This window comes from Nitrosospira sp. Nsp13 (assembly GCF_900101945.1).
GTDB lineage: Bacteria > Pseudomonadota > Gammaproteobacteria > Burkholderiales > Nitrosomonadaceae > Nitrosospira > Nitrosospira multiformis_D.
On the sequence record NZ_FMVD01000007.1, the window covers coordinates 111441 to 125067 of the forward strand.

Consider the following 13627-nt stretch of genomic DNA (forward strand, 5'->3'; position numbering starts at 1 on the left):
GTCAGGAGAAAGTAGAATCAACACAAGTAGATGCGGGTTGTTGAAATCGCATAGAGGCATATTTTCTAGCGTTTTTGCATATCCTGCGTATTTCGATTATTCCGTTTCCGTCAGATCATCTAGCGTTTCTACTGGAGTATCCAGACTGTCTGATTTCGTGGGATTTTCCAGCCCGGCGATTCTCGCTTCCAGCATGGTCAATTTTTCGCGCGTGCGTTTTACGACTTCCTGCTGTACCTCGAATTCTTCACGCGTTACCAGATCCAGCCGGGTGAACATTCCCGACAGCATCACTCTCAGATTTTTCTCCACATCCTTCACAGGGCTCTGCGCCAGCAGATCATTGACTTTGGTTACGATTTCGTCCAATACTTTTTGATTGAGCATGATTTCCTCCATGATTGTCGCTCCGTCATCCGGCTGGATGAGGAGTGATGCATGCATGATAAAATCTCATACTTCTGGCATTTAGGCAAATCAGCGGATTATTATGGAACGCTTGCAACTTCTGGAAAACTGGATCAAGACGCAGTTTCCCGATAAAGACTTCACATTGTCACCGGCTTCCGCCGATGCGAGTTTCCGCCGTTATTTTCGTGCGACTTTCGACGATGGAACATTAGTCGTGATGGATGCACCTCCGCGATGGGAGGATTGCGTGCCCTTTGTGCATGTGGCCGAACTATTCGCCGCCGCCGGTGTGCATGTGCCCGCCGTATTGGCGCAGGATCTGACACAGGGTTTCCTGCTGCTTTCGGATCTTGAAAGTACCACTTACCTCCAGGCGCTGAATGGCGATCCCGATAACGCCGACCGCTTATATCGCGATGCGGTGGCGGCGCTCATTAAAATTCAGCTGGCGAGCCGCCCCGGCGTGTTGCCGGAATACGATGAAGCGTTATTGCTGAGAGAGCTGAATCTCTTCCCGGATTGGTATCTGGCGAAGCATTTGGGGGCGTCGCCTGGGCTAAACCAGAAAGTGGAACTCGATGCAATTTTCAAACAAATCATACAGAACAACCTTGCTCAGTCCAGAGTGTTCGTGCACCGCGACTACCACTCTCGTAATCTGATGGTTACGACTCCCAATCCCGGCATTGTTGATTTTCAGGACGCGGTTTATGGCCCCATCACCTACGATCTGGTGTCGCTATTCAAGGACGCCTATATCCGCTGGGACGAGGAACGTATCCTGGACTGGATAATACGCTACTGGGAGGAAGCACGAAAAGCGGGGTTGCCGGTGGCTGCCGATTTCGCTGATTTTTATCGCGATTTCGAATGGATGGGCGTACAGCGTCATATCAAGGTGTTGGGGATATTCGCGCGCCTGTATCACCGCGACGCCAAAGCGGGTTATCTCAGGGATATGCCATTGGTAATGGAATACTTGCGCAAGGCCTGTGAGCGCTACCGCGAACTTAATCCTTTGCTGACACTGCTGGATGGGCTGGAAAACAAACCGCCGGAAGCAAATGTTGGCTACACATTCTGAAATGGCACCGTTCAAGGCCATGATTCTGGCCGCGGGACGCGGCGATCGCATGCGTCCCCTGACTGATGCGCTGCCCAAGCCGTTGCTGCGCGCAGGGGGCAAGTCGTTGATTGAGTATCATCTGGAAAACCTCGCACGCGCGGGTTTTGTGGACGTGGTCATCAACCATGCTCATCTGGGCCAGATGATCGAGGCTGCGCTGGGTGATGGAGAACGATACGGTGTCGACATCCGTTATTCGCGCGAGCCGGCCGCCTTGGAAACCGCCGGCGGTATCGCCCAGGCGCTGACTATTTTGCAAGCTGGGTCGAGAAATACTGAGGGGGAGCAGCCATTCGTGACAGTGAACGCCGATATTTATTGCGAAATCGATTTTTCGATACTATTGCCGGTCCTGAGGCATATGCAAACCAATCCTGATGAGGATCTCGCGCATCTGGTGCTGGTGGATAACCCGGCCCAGCATATCAGTGGTGATTTTGGTCTCGATTCCGACAGAGTAACCCCTTCAGGGAAAGATAATCTTACTTTTAGCGGTATCGGCGTGTATCAGCCCAGATTGTTCAAGGATGTTGTGCCTGGCACGGTGGCAAAGCTCGCGCCGTTGCTGCGCCAGGCAATTGCGGCTGGAAAAATTAGCGGCCAATATTATCGAGGGAGATGGGTGGACGTGGGTACGCCGGAACGTTTGCACTTGCTTGATGTTCAACTGCGTGAAGGATGAGAAACGGATGAGAAACCTTCATACTTGCTTTGCGTTATCCTGCAAATACTGTAAAAATGATTAGTAATGATCCCAATTAAATCATTCCGCGAGCGCCGCCGGCATTTGGCATCCCGGATGCAAAAAGGTGTTGCCATCATTCCCACCGCACCGGAACAGGTGCGGAATCGCGATGCGTATTATCCCTATCGCTTCGACAGTTATTTCTATTACCTGACAGGTTTCCGCGAACCGGAAGCGGTACTGGTGATTGTGGCGGAGGCCAATGGGGAGATGTCCAGACAGATACTGTTCTGCCGCGACAAGGATCTGGAGCGGGAAATCTGGGACGGTTTCCGTTATGGCCCCGAGGCTGCGCGAAATACATTCGATTTCGATGAGGCCTACCCTATATGCAGGTTGGACGACATGCTGCCGGGGTTACTGGCAAACCAGACCACTGTGCATTACTCGTTGGGACACGATACAGCATGGGACACACGTGTAACCGGCTGGATCAATCAAGTACGGCAACAGACGCGGAGCGGAATCACCGCGCCCGCCGGAATTCATGATGTCCGTCCTCTGCTGGATGAGATGCGTCTATTCAAAAGCACGGAAGAACTTCAGGTCATGCGCCGCGCGGCCGAGATTTCCAGTGGCGCCCATCGCCGTGCAATGCGGGAAACCCGGCCCGGTATGAGCGAATATGAAGTGGAGGCCGGACTGCTGCATGAGTTCCGCCGTCATGGGGCGCAAGCACCCGCCTATACGTCTATCGTCGCAGGCGGCGCCAATGCCTGTGTATTGCACTATATCGAGAACAACGCTCCCCTGAATGCGGGTGATTTGTTACTGATCGACGCGGGCTGCGAGCTGGATGGCTATGCGTCCGACATCACGCGCACCTTCCCCGTGGATGGAAGATTCAGTCCGGCACAAAAGGATCTGTATCAACTGGTGCTGTCGGCGCAGGCGGCGGCGATAAGCGCGGTGCAGCCAGGCAGCCCCTGGGACGCGCCGCATGAAGCGGCGCTGCGGGTGCTGGTTCAGGGTTTTATTGATTTTGGTCTGTGCCATGGTAGTGTGGATACGGTCATACAGTCGGAAGACTATAAGCGTTTTTACATGCACCGTACCGGTCACTGGCTGGGGCTCGATGTGCACGACGCGGGTGAATACAAGCGCAATGGGGAATGGCGTCCACTGCAACCGGGAATGACCCTGACAGTGGAGCCGGGTTGCTACGTCCGCCCCGCGGATAACGTGCCCCGGCATTTCTGGAATATCGGCGTGCGTATCGAAGACGATGTGGTGGTAACAGAAACCGGATGCGAAGTATTGACGTTGGCTGCCCCCAAGACAGTGGTGGAGATTGAAGAATTGATGCAAGAACGGAAAGATCAGTAGTCCAACTGCCGGATTCAGGATAATGGACGAAGACAGGAAAATAGTCATAAGACGCATCATCCGGAATGAGAAAACGGGCATGCCGGAAGAGGAGATCGTGCATGTTTCCCCCGGCAGTCGATGGGCAGCTTACCTGCTCCTTATTCCTGTATTGATTGTCATGGCCGTTTTGGGCGTTTTCTTCTTTACCGCTTTTCTTGCCTTATTCGCTGTTGCCGCCGCTGGTATTTCATTTCGACTGTGGTGGCTACGCCGGAAATTACGTAAAGCCAGGGAAGCGGAAGAGGGAGAATATGTCGTGATCGAGGACGCTGAAATCGTCGAAGAACGAACGGACAAGCCACCCACTAAATAAGACACACATGTACGAGATATGACCCGAGAAAAGACTACCCTGAAGCACGAATACGATCTGATCATCATCGGGGGCGGTCCGGTAGGCATGGCACTGGCACTGGCATTGCGCGGTGGTGGCGTGTCCGTGCTGCTGCTGGAAGCACGTGGATTACCCGAGAAAACGGAAGACTCTCGTCCTCTGGCGCTGTCTCACGGCAGCCGGCTCATCCTGGAACGGCTGGGCGTATGGAAGCCGTTACCGGATGTCACGCCCATTATGACCATTCATATCTCCAATCGCGGGGGGTTTGGCCGAACCGTCATGACCGCCGACGATATCGGTGTGCCGGCATTGGGTTATGTCATAAATCACCATGATGTATTCCGGTCCATGCATAAGGCACTGAAAAAGTGCGATGTTGACTACCTGACCGGGGCGCAGGTAACGCGGCTGGAGGCCAGCCTCGAATCCGGGCAAATTGAATTTCAGCATGACGGAGTGATGAAAAAAGCCACCGCCCGGCTGCTGGTGCTGGCGGATGGCGGCCGCCTGACCGCGCAAATTGAAGGCGTGACCCAGCATGTGCATGACTACCAGCAATGGGCGGTTGTTGCACGTATCAAAAGTGAGTGTTCTCCGAAAATAACCGGCCGTGGCGGGAGTGAATTCACGCGTTCTCCCGCTCAGGCAGGTGTGGCCTATGAACGTTTCACCCCGGACGGCCCGGTGGCGCTACTGCCTTCGGGCGACTACTTTGCCCTGGTGTGGACTGTTTCTCCCTCAGCGGCCCAGGAGATTCTCGCTCTGGATGACGCGGCATTTCTTGTTCGGCTGCATAATCATTTCGGCGATCGTCTCGGCAAGCTCGTTGAGGCCGGGAAACGTTCCGGTTTTCCTCTTACGCTCAAATATGCCACTCCGGTCACGGCTTGCCGTACGGTATTGATTGGCAATGCGGCGCAAACGCTACATCCGGTTGCGGGACAAGGTTTTAATCTGGGTTTGCGTGATGCCTGGGAACTGGCTGACGAAGTTATCGCAGCTCCCGCTGAGACAGGGACTCCCGCAATGCTTGCAAGATATCGTCATAGGCGCCGGATGGACAGTAGCACCGGGCGAGTATTCACTGATTCCCTGGTGAAACTTTTTTCCAATGACGATTTTGTATTGGGAAGCATGCGTGGCATGGGGCTAAGCGCGCTGGATTGCCTTCCGCAGGCCAAGCGTTTTGTCGCCCGTCGCATGATGTTTGGTGCAAGAGGTTGAATCCGCTCCCCCCAAAGCGATATGGGCTACAGCAAATATGAGCTGGTGTCACCTGTAAAATCTTACATCTATCCGATGTCATCGCGTAACGATACGCTATCGTGCAATGATCGATAACTGCCAGCGCTACGCGAATTTCAATAGCCTGTTAAAATCGGAACTGTTCTTGTCCTTCATTTTTCGGGGCTGGCCCTAATACTCAAGACAGAAGCATGCAGATCGGTCCTCATATTCTTAAAAACAATCTTATCGTTGCACCCATGGCGGGGGTCACTGATCGTCCCTTCCGTCAGTTGTGCAAGAGCATGGGTGCGGGCATGGCTGTGTCTGAAATGGTATCGAGTAACTCGTTGTTGTGGGGTTCCGAAAAGACCCGGAGACGCGCTAATCATGAAGGAGAAGTGGACCCCATTTCTGTGCAGATTGCAGGCGCCGACCCGGCCATGATGGCTGAAGCCGCACGATATAATGTGGCGCAAGGGGCACAGATTATCGACATCAATATGGGTTGTCCGGCCAAAAAAATCTGCAACGTAATGGCAGGCTCCGCCTTGCTGCAGGATCAGCCGCTGGTGGGAAGGATACTTGATGCGGTGGTAGGTGCGGTAAATGTTCCTGTTACGCTGAAGATCCGTACCGGCTGGGACACACAGCACAGAAACGCACTTGCGGTGGCGAACATTGCCGAGAGCGCCGGGGTTCAGGCACTGGCTATCCATGGGCGTACTCGTGCTTGCGCTTATGCGGGGCATGCCGAGTATGACACTATCGCCGAGGTAAAAGCTGCGGTGAAAATTCCGGTCATCGCCAACGGCGATATCACCACGCCGGAGCAGGCAAGGCGGGTACTCGAATATACCAGGGCCGATGCCGTCATGATCGGTCGCGCTGCCCAGGGACGGCCATGGATATTTCGTGAGATCAACCACTATCTTGCCACCGGCAAGCATCTGCACCTACCGGAAGTGAGCGAGATTCATCGTGTGCTCATCGAGCATTTGCATGACCTATATGATTTTTACGGTGAGTATTCCGGTGTGCGCATCGCCCGCAAGCACATCTCCTGGTACACCAAAGGTTTAGTTGGCTCTGCTGTATTTCGTCATGCAATGAATCAATTGCAAACGACGGATCAGCAGGTGCTGGCAGTTAACCAATTTTTTAGTGAGCTTGCCGGCCACGGCCGGCGCTTGACTTACGTTGAGCCAGAGGAGTTGGTCGCATGAGCATTATTAATGAAAACGAAATCGCCCGTTGTGTACGTGAAGCCGTGAACGGTTATTTCAACGATCTGGACGGTGAAAAGCCCCATGCCATCTACGAAATGGTAATACATAGCGTCGAGAAGCCGCTGATCGAGCTGGTGATGAACCACGCCAAGGGAAATCAGACGCGTGCCGCCGAGTTGCTCGGCATCAACCGCAATACGCTGCGCAACAAAATGAAGCAGTATCAGATTAAATAGATCAGATAACCCTATTAGCCCCAGCAGCCCCCGGCAACCCAGGCAGCCGCTAGAATAGCGCGCGAGTGGATACTGGGGGCAGCTCGAGTTATACATTCGGCTATAATTCCAATAAATGACTATTAAACAAGCCCTCATTAGTGTTTCCGACAAAACTGGAATCGTCGAGCTTGCGCGTGAGTTGCGCCAGCTTGGAATAACGATCCTTTCCACGGGCGGTACCGCCAAGTTGCTCAAGGATGCGGGCCTGACTGTTACCGAAGTAAGCGATTACACCGGTTTTCCCGAGATGCTCGACGGACGGGTAAAAACCCTGCACCCGAAAATCCATGCGGGCATCCTGGCGCGAAAGGACGCGCCTGAGCACATGGCGGCGATGGAGAAGGCGGGGATTCCTGGCATTGAGCTAGTGGTGGTGAATCTTTACCCCTTCAGCCAGACCGTGGCCCGTTCCGATTGCAGCCTGGAAGAGGCCATCGAAAATATCGATATCGGCGGCCCCACCATGGTGCGAGCCGCGGCAAAGAATTATAAAAGCGTGACGATCGTTACCGATCCGGAGGATTATGCGCCGCTGTTGGAGGAGATGAAGTCCGCCAGTGGCGCGGTCAGGCAGGAACTCCGTTTCCAGCTCGCCTGCAAGGCTTTCTCGCACACCGCCGCATACGATAGCGCCATCAGCAATTATCTTACTTCGATCGATCCGGAGGATGAGCAGCACGGACAGCGCCAGGCATTTTCCGGGCGTCTCAATCTTAATTTCGGTATCGGCCAGCGTTTGCGTTACGGTGAAAATCCCCATCAGCAAGCGGCCTTCTATCGCGACCTTGCTCCCGCCCCGGGTAGTCTTGCCAGCTACGCCCAGTTGCAGGGCAAGGAATTGTCGTACAACAACATTGCCGATGCCGATGCTGCGTGGGAATGCGTCAAGACCTTTGATTTGCCTGCCTGCGTCATCATCAAGCATGCCAATCCCTGTGGCGTGGCCGTGGCCGATACTTCGCTCGCGGCTTATCAATTGGCGCTTGCCACAGATCCAACTTCCGCTTTTGGCGGCATCATCGCCTTCAATCGCGCGCTTGACGGCGCCGCGGCCGAAGCGGTAATCAAGCAGTTTGTCGAGGTAATTATCGCGCCGGAACTAAGCGATGACGCAAAGCAGATTCTCGCCCGCAAAACCAATGTGCGCGTGCTGACCTTGCCGCTCCAGACGGGAGGCAATGCTTTTGACTTCAAGCGCGTGGGCGGCGGATTGCTGGTGCAAACGCCGGATAACCTCAATGTCACTGCGGCCCAACTGAAAGTCGTCACCCAAGTACAACCGACGCCGCAACAATTGCAGGATTTGCTGTTTGCATGGCGTGTGGCGAAATTCGTCAAATCCAACGCTATCGTGTATTGCGCGCATGGCCAGACGCTGGGCGTCGGCGCGGGACAAATGAGCCGAGTCGATAGCGCCCGCATTGCTTCCATCAAAGCGCAGAATGCGGGACTCGCTCTCGCCGGTTCGGTAGTTGCATCGGATGCCTTTTTCCCGTTTCGCGATGGGCTGGATATTGTTGTACAGGCGGGCGCGAAGGCGGTCATTCAGCCCGGTGGCAGCGTGCGCGATGAAGAAGTGATTGCCGCCGCCGATGAGCAGGGTGTGGCAATGGTGTTGACCGGTGTGCGGCATTTCAGACATTAAGAATCCGGAACCCAGAACCGTGGCGCGGATACTTGCAAATTTGAATGTAGGGACACCCTGATATGAAGCTACTAGTAATCGGCGGCGGTGGCAGGGAGCATGCGATAGCATGGAGACTTCTCCAGGCGGCGCGTGCCACCCGCCCCATAAAGGTGTTTATTGCCCCTGGCAACGCCGGCACATCGCTGGAAGGCGACTTTGAGAATCTTCCCATCACCGGGATTCCTGAACTGGTGGAATTCGCCAGGAAGGAATCCATCGCATTCACAGTAGTCGGGCCGGAAGCCTCCTTGGCGGCGGGCATCGTGGATGCTTTCCGTGCGGCGGGCCAGAAAATTTTTGGCCCCACCAGGCAGGCCGCGCAACTGGAAACGTCCAAAGGTTTTGCCAAGGCTTTCATGCAGCGCCATGGGATTCCCACCGCTGCTTATGCCAGCTTCAGTTCCGCTGCCGAAGCCCATCATTATCTGGATCAGACAGGCGCCCCCATCGTCATCAAGGCCGATGGCCTGGCTGCGGGCAAAGGGGTGGTGGTTGCCATGACGCTGGCAGAGGCCCACGCCGCCGTGGACGCGATGCTGGTTGAAAATCGCGTGGGGGACGCGGGTGCGCGCATCGTGATCGAGGAATTTCTGGAAGGGGAGGAGGCCAGTTTCATCGTCATGGCGGATGGCCGCCATGTGCTGCCCCTTGCCACCAGTCAGGATCACAAGCGCCTGAAAGAAGGTGATCAGGGCCCAAATACGGGGGGTATGGGCGCATATTCTCCCGCACCGGTAATCACGCCCAAGCTGCATGCCAAGATAATGCGCGAAGTGATCCAGGCGACGATCAACGGCATGGAGCAGGAAGGCGAGAAATACACCGGGTTTCTTTATGCCGGGCTGATGATAGCGCCGGATGGCGGCGTCAAGGTGCTGGAGTTCAATTGCCGCATGGGTGACCCGGAAGCGGAGGTCATCATGCTTCGGCTGAAGAGTGATCTGGTCACGCTGATGGAGCACGCCATAAGCGGAACCCTCGACAAGATCGAGGCGGAATGGGATCGCCGCACCGCCCTGGGGGTGGTCATGGCGGCCCAGGGTTATCCGGACACGCCGCGTAAGGGAGACGTGATTCATGGTTTGCCGGACATCCTGTCTGTGGCGTCATCGGAGAAAGATTTTTGCGTGTTTCATGCAGGCACTGCCTTAGGTGGAGAAAACGGCAAGGAAATCGTGACTGCGGGCGGGCGTGTATTATGTGTTACCGCATTGGGGGATAGCGTGAAGATGGCACAGCGCCGCGCCTATGATATTGCTGAGCAAATCCACTTCGACGGCTGTCAGACGCGCCACGACATCGGGTATCGGGCTATCAACCAACGAAAATAGTAGCTTGGACAAATCTGTAGTGCGTAGCGTGTAGTGCGGGACAGGTATCGGGAGTTTGCATGGACACAACACAGCAAGTTAAAGAATTCTTCACCGGACTTCAGGAACGCATCGTCGCGCGCCTGGAAGAGGTGGATGGCAAACGTTTCCGCCGCGATCAATGGGAACGCTCCGAGGGGGGCGGCGGGTTAAGCTGCGTGATGGAAGAAGGCAATGTGCTTGAGCGTGGTGGAGTGAATTACTCGCACGTATTCGGTGGTGGGCTGCCCGCCTCGGCCACCGCCGCCCGGCCTGAATTATCGGGACGCTCGTTCGAGGCAATGGGCGTGTCGCTCGTGCTGCATCCGCGCAATCCTTATGCACCCACGGTGCATCTGAATGTCCGTTATCTGGAAGCGCATAAGGAGGGGGCCGAACCAGTCTGGTGGTTCGGCGGCGGAATGGATCTGACGCCTTACTATGGATTTGAAGAAGACGCCATACACTTCCACCAGACTTGTAAAGATGCACTGCAACCGTTTGGTGACGACTATCATCCACGTTTCAAGAAATGGTGCGACGAGTATTTTTATCTGAAGCACCGCAAGGAGCCGCGTGGCATAGGCGGTATTTTTTTTGATGATTTGGGCAAACCGGATTTCGATGCCTGTTTCAGTCTGACCAAAAGTGTCGGCGATCATTTCCTGCCTGCCTATGTGCCGCTACTGGAGCGGCGTCTCAATGTGTCTTATGGTGAGCCCGAACGCGACTTCCAGGCCTACCGCCGGGGCCGCTATGTGGAATTCAATCTGGTGTGGGATCGTGGCACTTTATTTGGCTTGCAATCGGGTGGACGTACCGAATCCATCCTGATGTCATTGCCGCCCATCGTGAAATGGCGGTATGACTGGAAACCCGAAGCTGGCAGTGCTGAAGACAAGCTCTATACGGATTTTCTGATCGGTAAGGATTGGGTGTGAAGGGGTTTGATCCCCGTTAATTCCCTTGTAAGTGTAATTACCTGCCAAAATACCTGTCAGGATTGCAAAATCGTTGCTACTGCTTAGTAACCTCATATTATGCCATCGCTTTTTGTTATAAAATACGTGTAACAATCGGGGACGTAGCTCAGCTGGGAGAGCGTCGCGTTCGCAATGCGAAGGTCGGGAGTTCGATCCTCCTCGTCTCCACCAATTAGATGTTCCAACAAGTCTCAGGAAGTCCCAAAAGCCCGCTAAATGCGGGCTTTTTCATTGGTTTTCCTCCTACCACTTCCCACCAAGTTCTATTGAATCCAACGCCTAAAGGGGGCTTCTGGCGTTACGCAGCCTCCATCCCAGCAGACCCAAACCAGCTAAAAACATGGCGTAGGTTTCGGGTTCTGGAATGGGGATAACATTGACGTTAGAAACTGAGAAGCTTAGGTCATCGAAAACACTGGAATTCCCAGATGGATCATATATGGCTTCGAAGCTCGCCAACGCTGTATTTGGAAGCCAATTGCGTTGAACCCTTGCATGAAACTCACCGTCAGCATTATGTTCTCGCGATCCATTAAAGAAGTCATACCCCGTGTCATTTACATGCACACGAAACCATAACTCCGACCCGCTGTGGACCTCTCCAATGTTTTTCGTATCCCCAACAGATGCAGAGTCGTTGCTAAAAATGAGCAAAGCCCCCGTTGATGGCGACATCAGATATAAATCAATACTGTGCGCTGCTGAGCTTCCTAGATAGGTAATTGTCACTGGGACTCCAGCCCCGATCCCGAAGATTCGCGAACCTTCTGTTCCCGGTGCGGCAATCGGAAATGCGTAAGCGGGAAAAGGAGCGAAGTACAATAACGCTGTAATGATTAATGTTTTAATTTCCTTTTTCACTTTTTCTCCATTGATCGTTAATAGCGGCAAGCTAGTCCACATTAGGCTCTCAGTTTCTGCTACGCAATAGTCTAGCGAGATCATTGACCCAAGAATATTGAATCCACTCGCAGAAATGGACAGCGCACGATTCGCATGCTCAGGCTGTGATGTTACCGGCCGACCATTGGATCCAAATCACCACTGGCGGAAGTAATTAACCTTGCGGGCGCGGACTGTAATCCCTCACGATCAAATTTAATTGATACACTGATTGCTTCGATATAGGGGGAAGTGGCGTGAACATCTATCTAATCACTCAATACGAGAATACAGGCTATGACGTCTATCATAACGCTGTCGTCATTGCTGAGTCCGAAGAGGCAGCGCGTCTTACGCATCCATCTGGCGGAGACGAGTGGATCGACGAGTCTTGGACTGATCCAGAAGACGTTGAAGTAGAACTATTAGGAGAGGCCATAGATGGTGCGCATGCGTGTGTGGTATGCGCTAGTTTTCATGCTAGCTAAAATATCTTTAATTAGCTAAATGCGAGGAGGTGCCGTGAGCAATGACAACACGGATAACATTGTTGAGCAAGCCGCTCATAATCCTTTGACGTGGTACTGGGTAAGTTGGGAATGAGGCCGGCAGATCGATCGAAGGTTTCAGTCTTTAAGGCGAATGCACCTTATCCTTGCGCCGAGTTTGGACAGTATTGGCGGTTAATAAGCTACCCGCTTGTAAGCGGGGCTACAGTCAACGATTGCGATGCGACTATCTATGCATCAATAACAAACGATAACCCCGCAGGAAGCCCGGTATATGGCCCCTGGACACCATTCTTTGTGGCGGATCTTACTTGCAGGGCGGCCAAGTTCAAGCTGGCTCTTTCGAGTGGCAGCCCGATCAACAATATTGATGTGTCGACGCTTACTGTGCACGTTAAAGAGGCTGCATAGCAAATGCCAGGCAGATAGTCTCTTCAAGACTAATGACGCAAGCCTCTATTCAAAGTTTGGGTAGCGCCCACGCGCATTTTGGCGGGCTAATCAAGCGTTATTTTGTTCGTAAAATCGCTCATAAATCTGCTGATGCTCTTTCACGAGCTCGAGACGGACATCTTCGTCACTCTCTGGGTGGTCCACATAAACTGACAATAGCATTATCAGTTCATCTATATCCTCTGCGCTGATCCAATTCCCCTCTCTGATTCTTGTTGCTGCATTACGATAATTTTTCAGAGCTTCCTCAGCACTGTGGTCACCATCGTTATTATTCACGCCACTTCCTCCTGTCTCGAATTGATCAGTGTATCAATTAAATTGCCAAGCAGCCCACAGGCTCGCGGAGATAGGACCACAACCGAGCATCGGCTGGGTTTTTTATTACCTTCTGCGAATACCCACAATGCTTCTCTGGTGTACCTCAGTCCAATCGGCAAGACTATTAAACTCTGTAGAATGATGCCGCTAACTCAACCATAAGGAAAATAATGAAACGCATTGCACTGGTTTGTACCCTCCTATTACTGGCATCAATACAAGGCTGCGCGACTAAAATCTATGGTCGTCAAGGTTCTGTAACATCATTCGAAAGAACAACAATGACGTGCCGCGAGATGGATTTGGAAATAGCTAAGACAAGGGGATTTGTTGACCATGTGAACAAAGAGGCGGCGTTCAGTGGGCGCGATATTCTTGCATTCCTTGCGGACTTCGGTATAGGTAACAATCTCGAACGAACCGCAGCGCTTGAAAGCGCGGATACCCGAATTAAACAGCTTGAAGAACAGCGTCAGATCAAACAGTGCGCGGTGGCATCGGCTCAGCCTTGATATTTTGGCGGGAAAAATCAACAGAGAGCAGGGGATTGTAGGCGGATGACCATATAACAATGGGAAGCATTTGATAGCGCCGATTGAAGAAAACCTAAAGTCCTCGTCTCAACCGTTTTATTTCTTTACGTACAAGCAATATATCGTCGGGCTGGGCTATCATCAAGGATAGCGAACCGCAGCTATCGACTTCCATGCACTTGTGATTCGATC

At 53.3% G+C, this 13627-nt stretch carries 14 protein-coding genes and 1 tRNA gene; 12 read left to right on the forward strand and 3 right to left on the reverse strand.

Annotated elements, in window-relative coordinates:
• Window positions 1-96: 96 nt before the first annotated feature.
• On the reverse strand, window positions 97-444 hold the full coding sequence (locus BLO43_RS10175; RefSeq protein ID WP_081346616.1) for an accessory factor UbiK family protein: 348 nt from the start codon (window positions 442-444) through the stop codon (window positions 97-99).
• Window positions 445-490: 46 nt separating this feature from the next.
• Between BLO43_RS10175 and BLO43_RS10180 the strand changes: the two genes are divergently transcribed.
• The 11 genes from BLO43_RS10180 (at window position 491) to BLO43_RS10230 (ending at window position 10908) form a co-directional block, all read left to right on the forward strand.
• Window positions 491-1495, forward strand: a complete 1005-nt coding sequence (locus BLO43_RS10180) for an aminoglycoside phosphotransferase family protein (protein ID WP_090906977.1) — start codon at window positions 491-493, stop codon at window positions 1493-1495.
• A 19-nt stretch (window positions 1496-1514) separates the two neighbouring features.
• A complete protein-coding gene (gene murU / locus BLO43_RS10185) occupies window positions 1515-2219 on the forward strand; it encodes an N-acetylmuramate alpha-1-phosphate uridylyltransferase MurU (RefSeq protein WP_090907018.1) in 705 nt (234 codons plus the stop codon).
• 66 nt (window positions 2220-2285) lie between these two features.
• Window positions 2286-3608 carry a Xaa-Pro aminopeptidase gene (gene pepP / locus BLO43_RS10190; protein ID WP_090906978.1) on the forward strand — a complete coding sequence of 441 codons (1323 nt, stop codon included), beginning with the start codon at window positions 2286-2288 and terminating at the stop codon, window positions 3606-3608.
• 22 nt (window positions 3609-3630) lie between these two features.
• The gene (locus BLO43_RS10195; protein WP_254773423.1) at window positions 3631-3963 is read left to right on the forward strand and encodes a hypothetical protein; all 333 of its coding nucleotides are present in this window, start codon (window positions 3631-3633) and stop codon (window positions 3961-3963) included.
• Window positions 3964-3981: 18 nt separating this feature from the next.
• Complete coding sequence (locus BLO43_RS10200) at window positions 3982-5211, forward strand: FAD-dependent monooxygenase (RefSeq protein ID WP_090906979.1); 1230 nt, start codon at window positions 3982-3984, stop codon at window positions 5209-5211.
• Window positions 5212-5423: 212 nt separating this feature from the next.
• On the forward strand, window positions 5424-6437 hold the full coding sequence (gene dusB / locus BLO43_RS10205; RefSeq protein ID WP_090906980.1) for a tRNA dihydrouridine synthase DusB: 1014 nt from the start codon (window positions 5424-5426) through the stop codon (window positions 6435-6437).
• The gene (locus BLO43_RS10210) at window positions 6434-6676 is read left to right on the forward strand and encodes a helix-turn-helix domain-containing protein (RefSeq protein ID WP_041513144.1); all 243 of its coding nucleotides are present in this window, start codon (window positions 6434-6436) and stop codon (window positions 6674-6676) included. The genes dusB and BLO43_RS10210 overlap by 4 nt, the downstream gene beginning before the upstream one ends.
• 115 nt (window positions 6677-6791) lie before the next feature.
• Window positions 6792-8363: a bifunctional phosphoribosylaminoimidazolecarboxamide formyltransferase/IMP cyclohydrolase gene (gene purH, locus BLO43_RS10215; RefSeq protein ID WP_090906981.1), complete on the forward strand. Its 1572-nt coding sequence runs from the start codon at window positions 6792-6794 to the stop codon at window positions 8361-8363.
• A gap of 62 nt (window positions 8364-8425) precedes the next feature.
• The gene (purD, locus tag BLO43_RS10220; RefSeq protein WP_090906982.1) at window positions 8426-9736 is read left to right on the forward strand and encodes a phosphoribosylamine--glycine ligase; all 1311 of its coding nucleotides are present in this window, start codon (window positions 8426-8428) and stop codon (window positions 9734-9736) included.
• A gap of 59 nt (window positions 9737-9795) precedes the next feature.
• Window positions 9796-10695: an oxygen-dependent coproporphyrinogen oxidase gene (gene hemF / locus BLO43_RS10225; protein ID WP_090906983.1), complete on the forward strand. Its 900-nt coding sequence runs from the start codon at window positions 9796-9798 to the stop codon at window positions 10693-10695.
• Between the two features lie 137 nt (window positions 10696-10832).
• A tRNA-Ala gene (locus BLO43_RS10230) sits at window positions 10833-10908 on the forward strand.
• Between the two features lie 108 nt (window positions 10909-11016).
• Here the strand turns inward: BLO43_RS10230 and BLO43_RS10235 are convergent.
• Together BLO43_RS10235 and BLO43_RS10245 are read right to left on the reverse strand one after the other, a co-directional pair.
• A complete protein-coding gene (locus BLO43_RS10235) occupies window positions 11017-11598 on the reverse strand; it encodes a PEP-CTERM sorting domain-containing protein (protein WP_175443931.1) in 582 nt (193 codons plus the stop codon).
• A 1031-nt stretch (window positions 11599-12629) separates the two neighbouring features.
• The gene (locus BLO43_RS10245) at window positions 12630-12860 is read right to left on the reverse strand and encodes a hypothetical protein (protein ID WP_090906986.1); all 231 of its coding nucleotides are present in this window, start codon (window positions 12858-12860) and stop codon (window positions 12630-12632) included.
• A 212-nt stretch (window positions 12861-13072) separates the two neighbouring features.
• On the opposite strand from BLO43_RS10245, the gene BLO43_RS10250 reads away from it, so the two are divergent.
• Entirely contained in the window at window positions 13073-13414 is a 342-nt protein-coding gene (locus BLO43_RS10250) for a hypothetical protein (protein ID WP_090906987.1), read from the forward strand.
• Window positions 13415-13627: the final 213 nt, after the last annotated feature.

Excerpts from the sequence above, each read along its gene's own strand:
- purH (WP_090906981.1), top strand. The coding sequence starts at position 6,792 with ATGACTATTAAACAAGCCCTCATTAGTGTTTCCGACAAAACTGGAATC.
- murU (WP_090907018.1), top strand. The coding sequence starts at position 1,515 with ATGATTCTGGCCGCGGGACGCGGCGATCGCATGCGTCCCCTGACTGAT.
- BLO43_RS10210 (WP_041513144.1), top strand. The coding sequence starts at position 6,434 with ATGAGCATTATTAATGAAAACGAAATCGCCCGTTGTGTACGTGAAGCC.
- BLO43_RS10250 (WP_090906987.1), top strand. The coding sequence starts at position 13,073 with ATGAAACGCATTGCACTGGTTTGTACCCTCCTATTACTGGCATCAATA.
- pepP (WP_090906978.1), top strand. The coding sequence starts at position 2,286 with ATGATCCCAATTAAATCATTCCGCGAGCGCCGCCGGCATTTGGCATCC.
- BLO43_RS10175 (WP_081346616.1), bottom strand. The coding sequence starts at position 444 with ATGCATGCATCACTCCTCATCCAGCCGGATGACGGAGCGACAATCATG.
- BLO43_RS10195 (WP_254773423.1), top strand. The coding sequence starts at position 3,631 with ATGGACGAAGACAGGAAAATAGTCATAAGACGCATCATCCGGAATGAG.
- hemF (WP_090906983.1), top strand. The coding sequence starts at position 9,796 with ATGGACACAACACAGCAAGTTAAAGAATTCTTCACCGGACTTCAGGAA.
- dusB (WP_090906980.1), top strand. The coding sequence starts at position 5,424 with ATGCAGATCGGTCCTCATATTCTTAAAAACAATCTTATCGTTGCACCC.
- purD (WP_090906982.1), top strand. The coding sequence starts at position 8,426 with ATGAAGCTACTAGTAATCGGCGGCGGTGGCAGGGAGCATGCGATAGCA.
- BLO43_RS10200 (WP_090906979.1), top strand. The coding sequence starts at position 3,982 with ATGACCCGAGAAAAGACTACCCTGAAGCACGAATACGATCTGATCATC.
- BLO43_RS10180 (WP_090906977.1), top strand. The coding sequence starts at position 491 with ATGGAACGCTTGCAACTTCTGGAAAACTGGATCAAGACGCAGTTTCCC.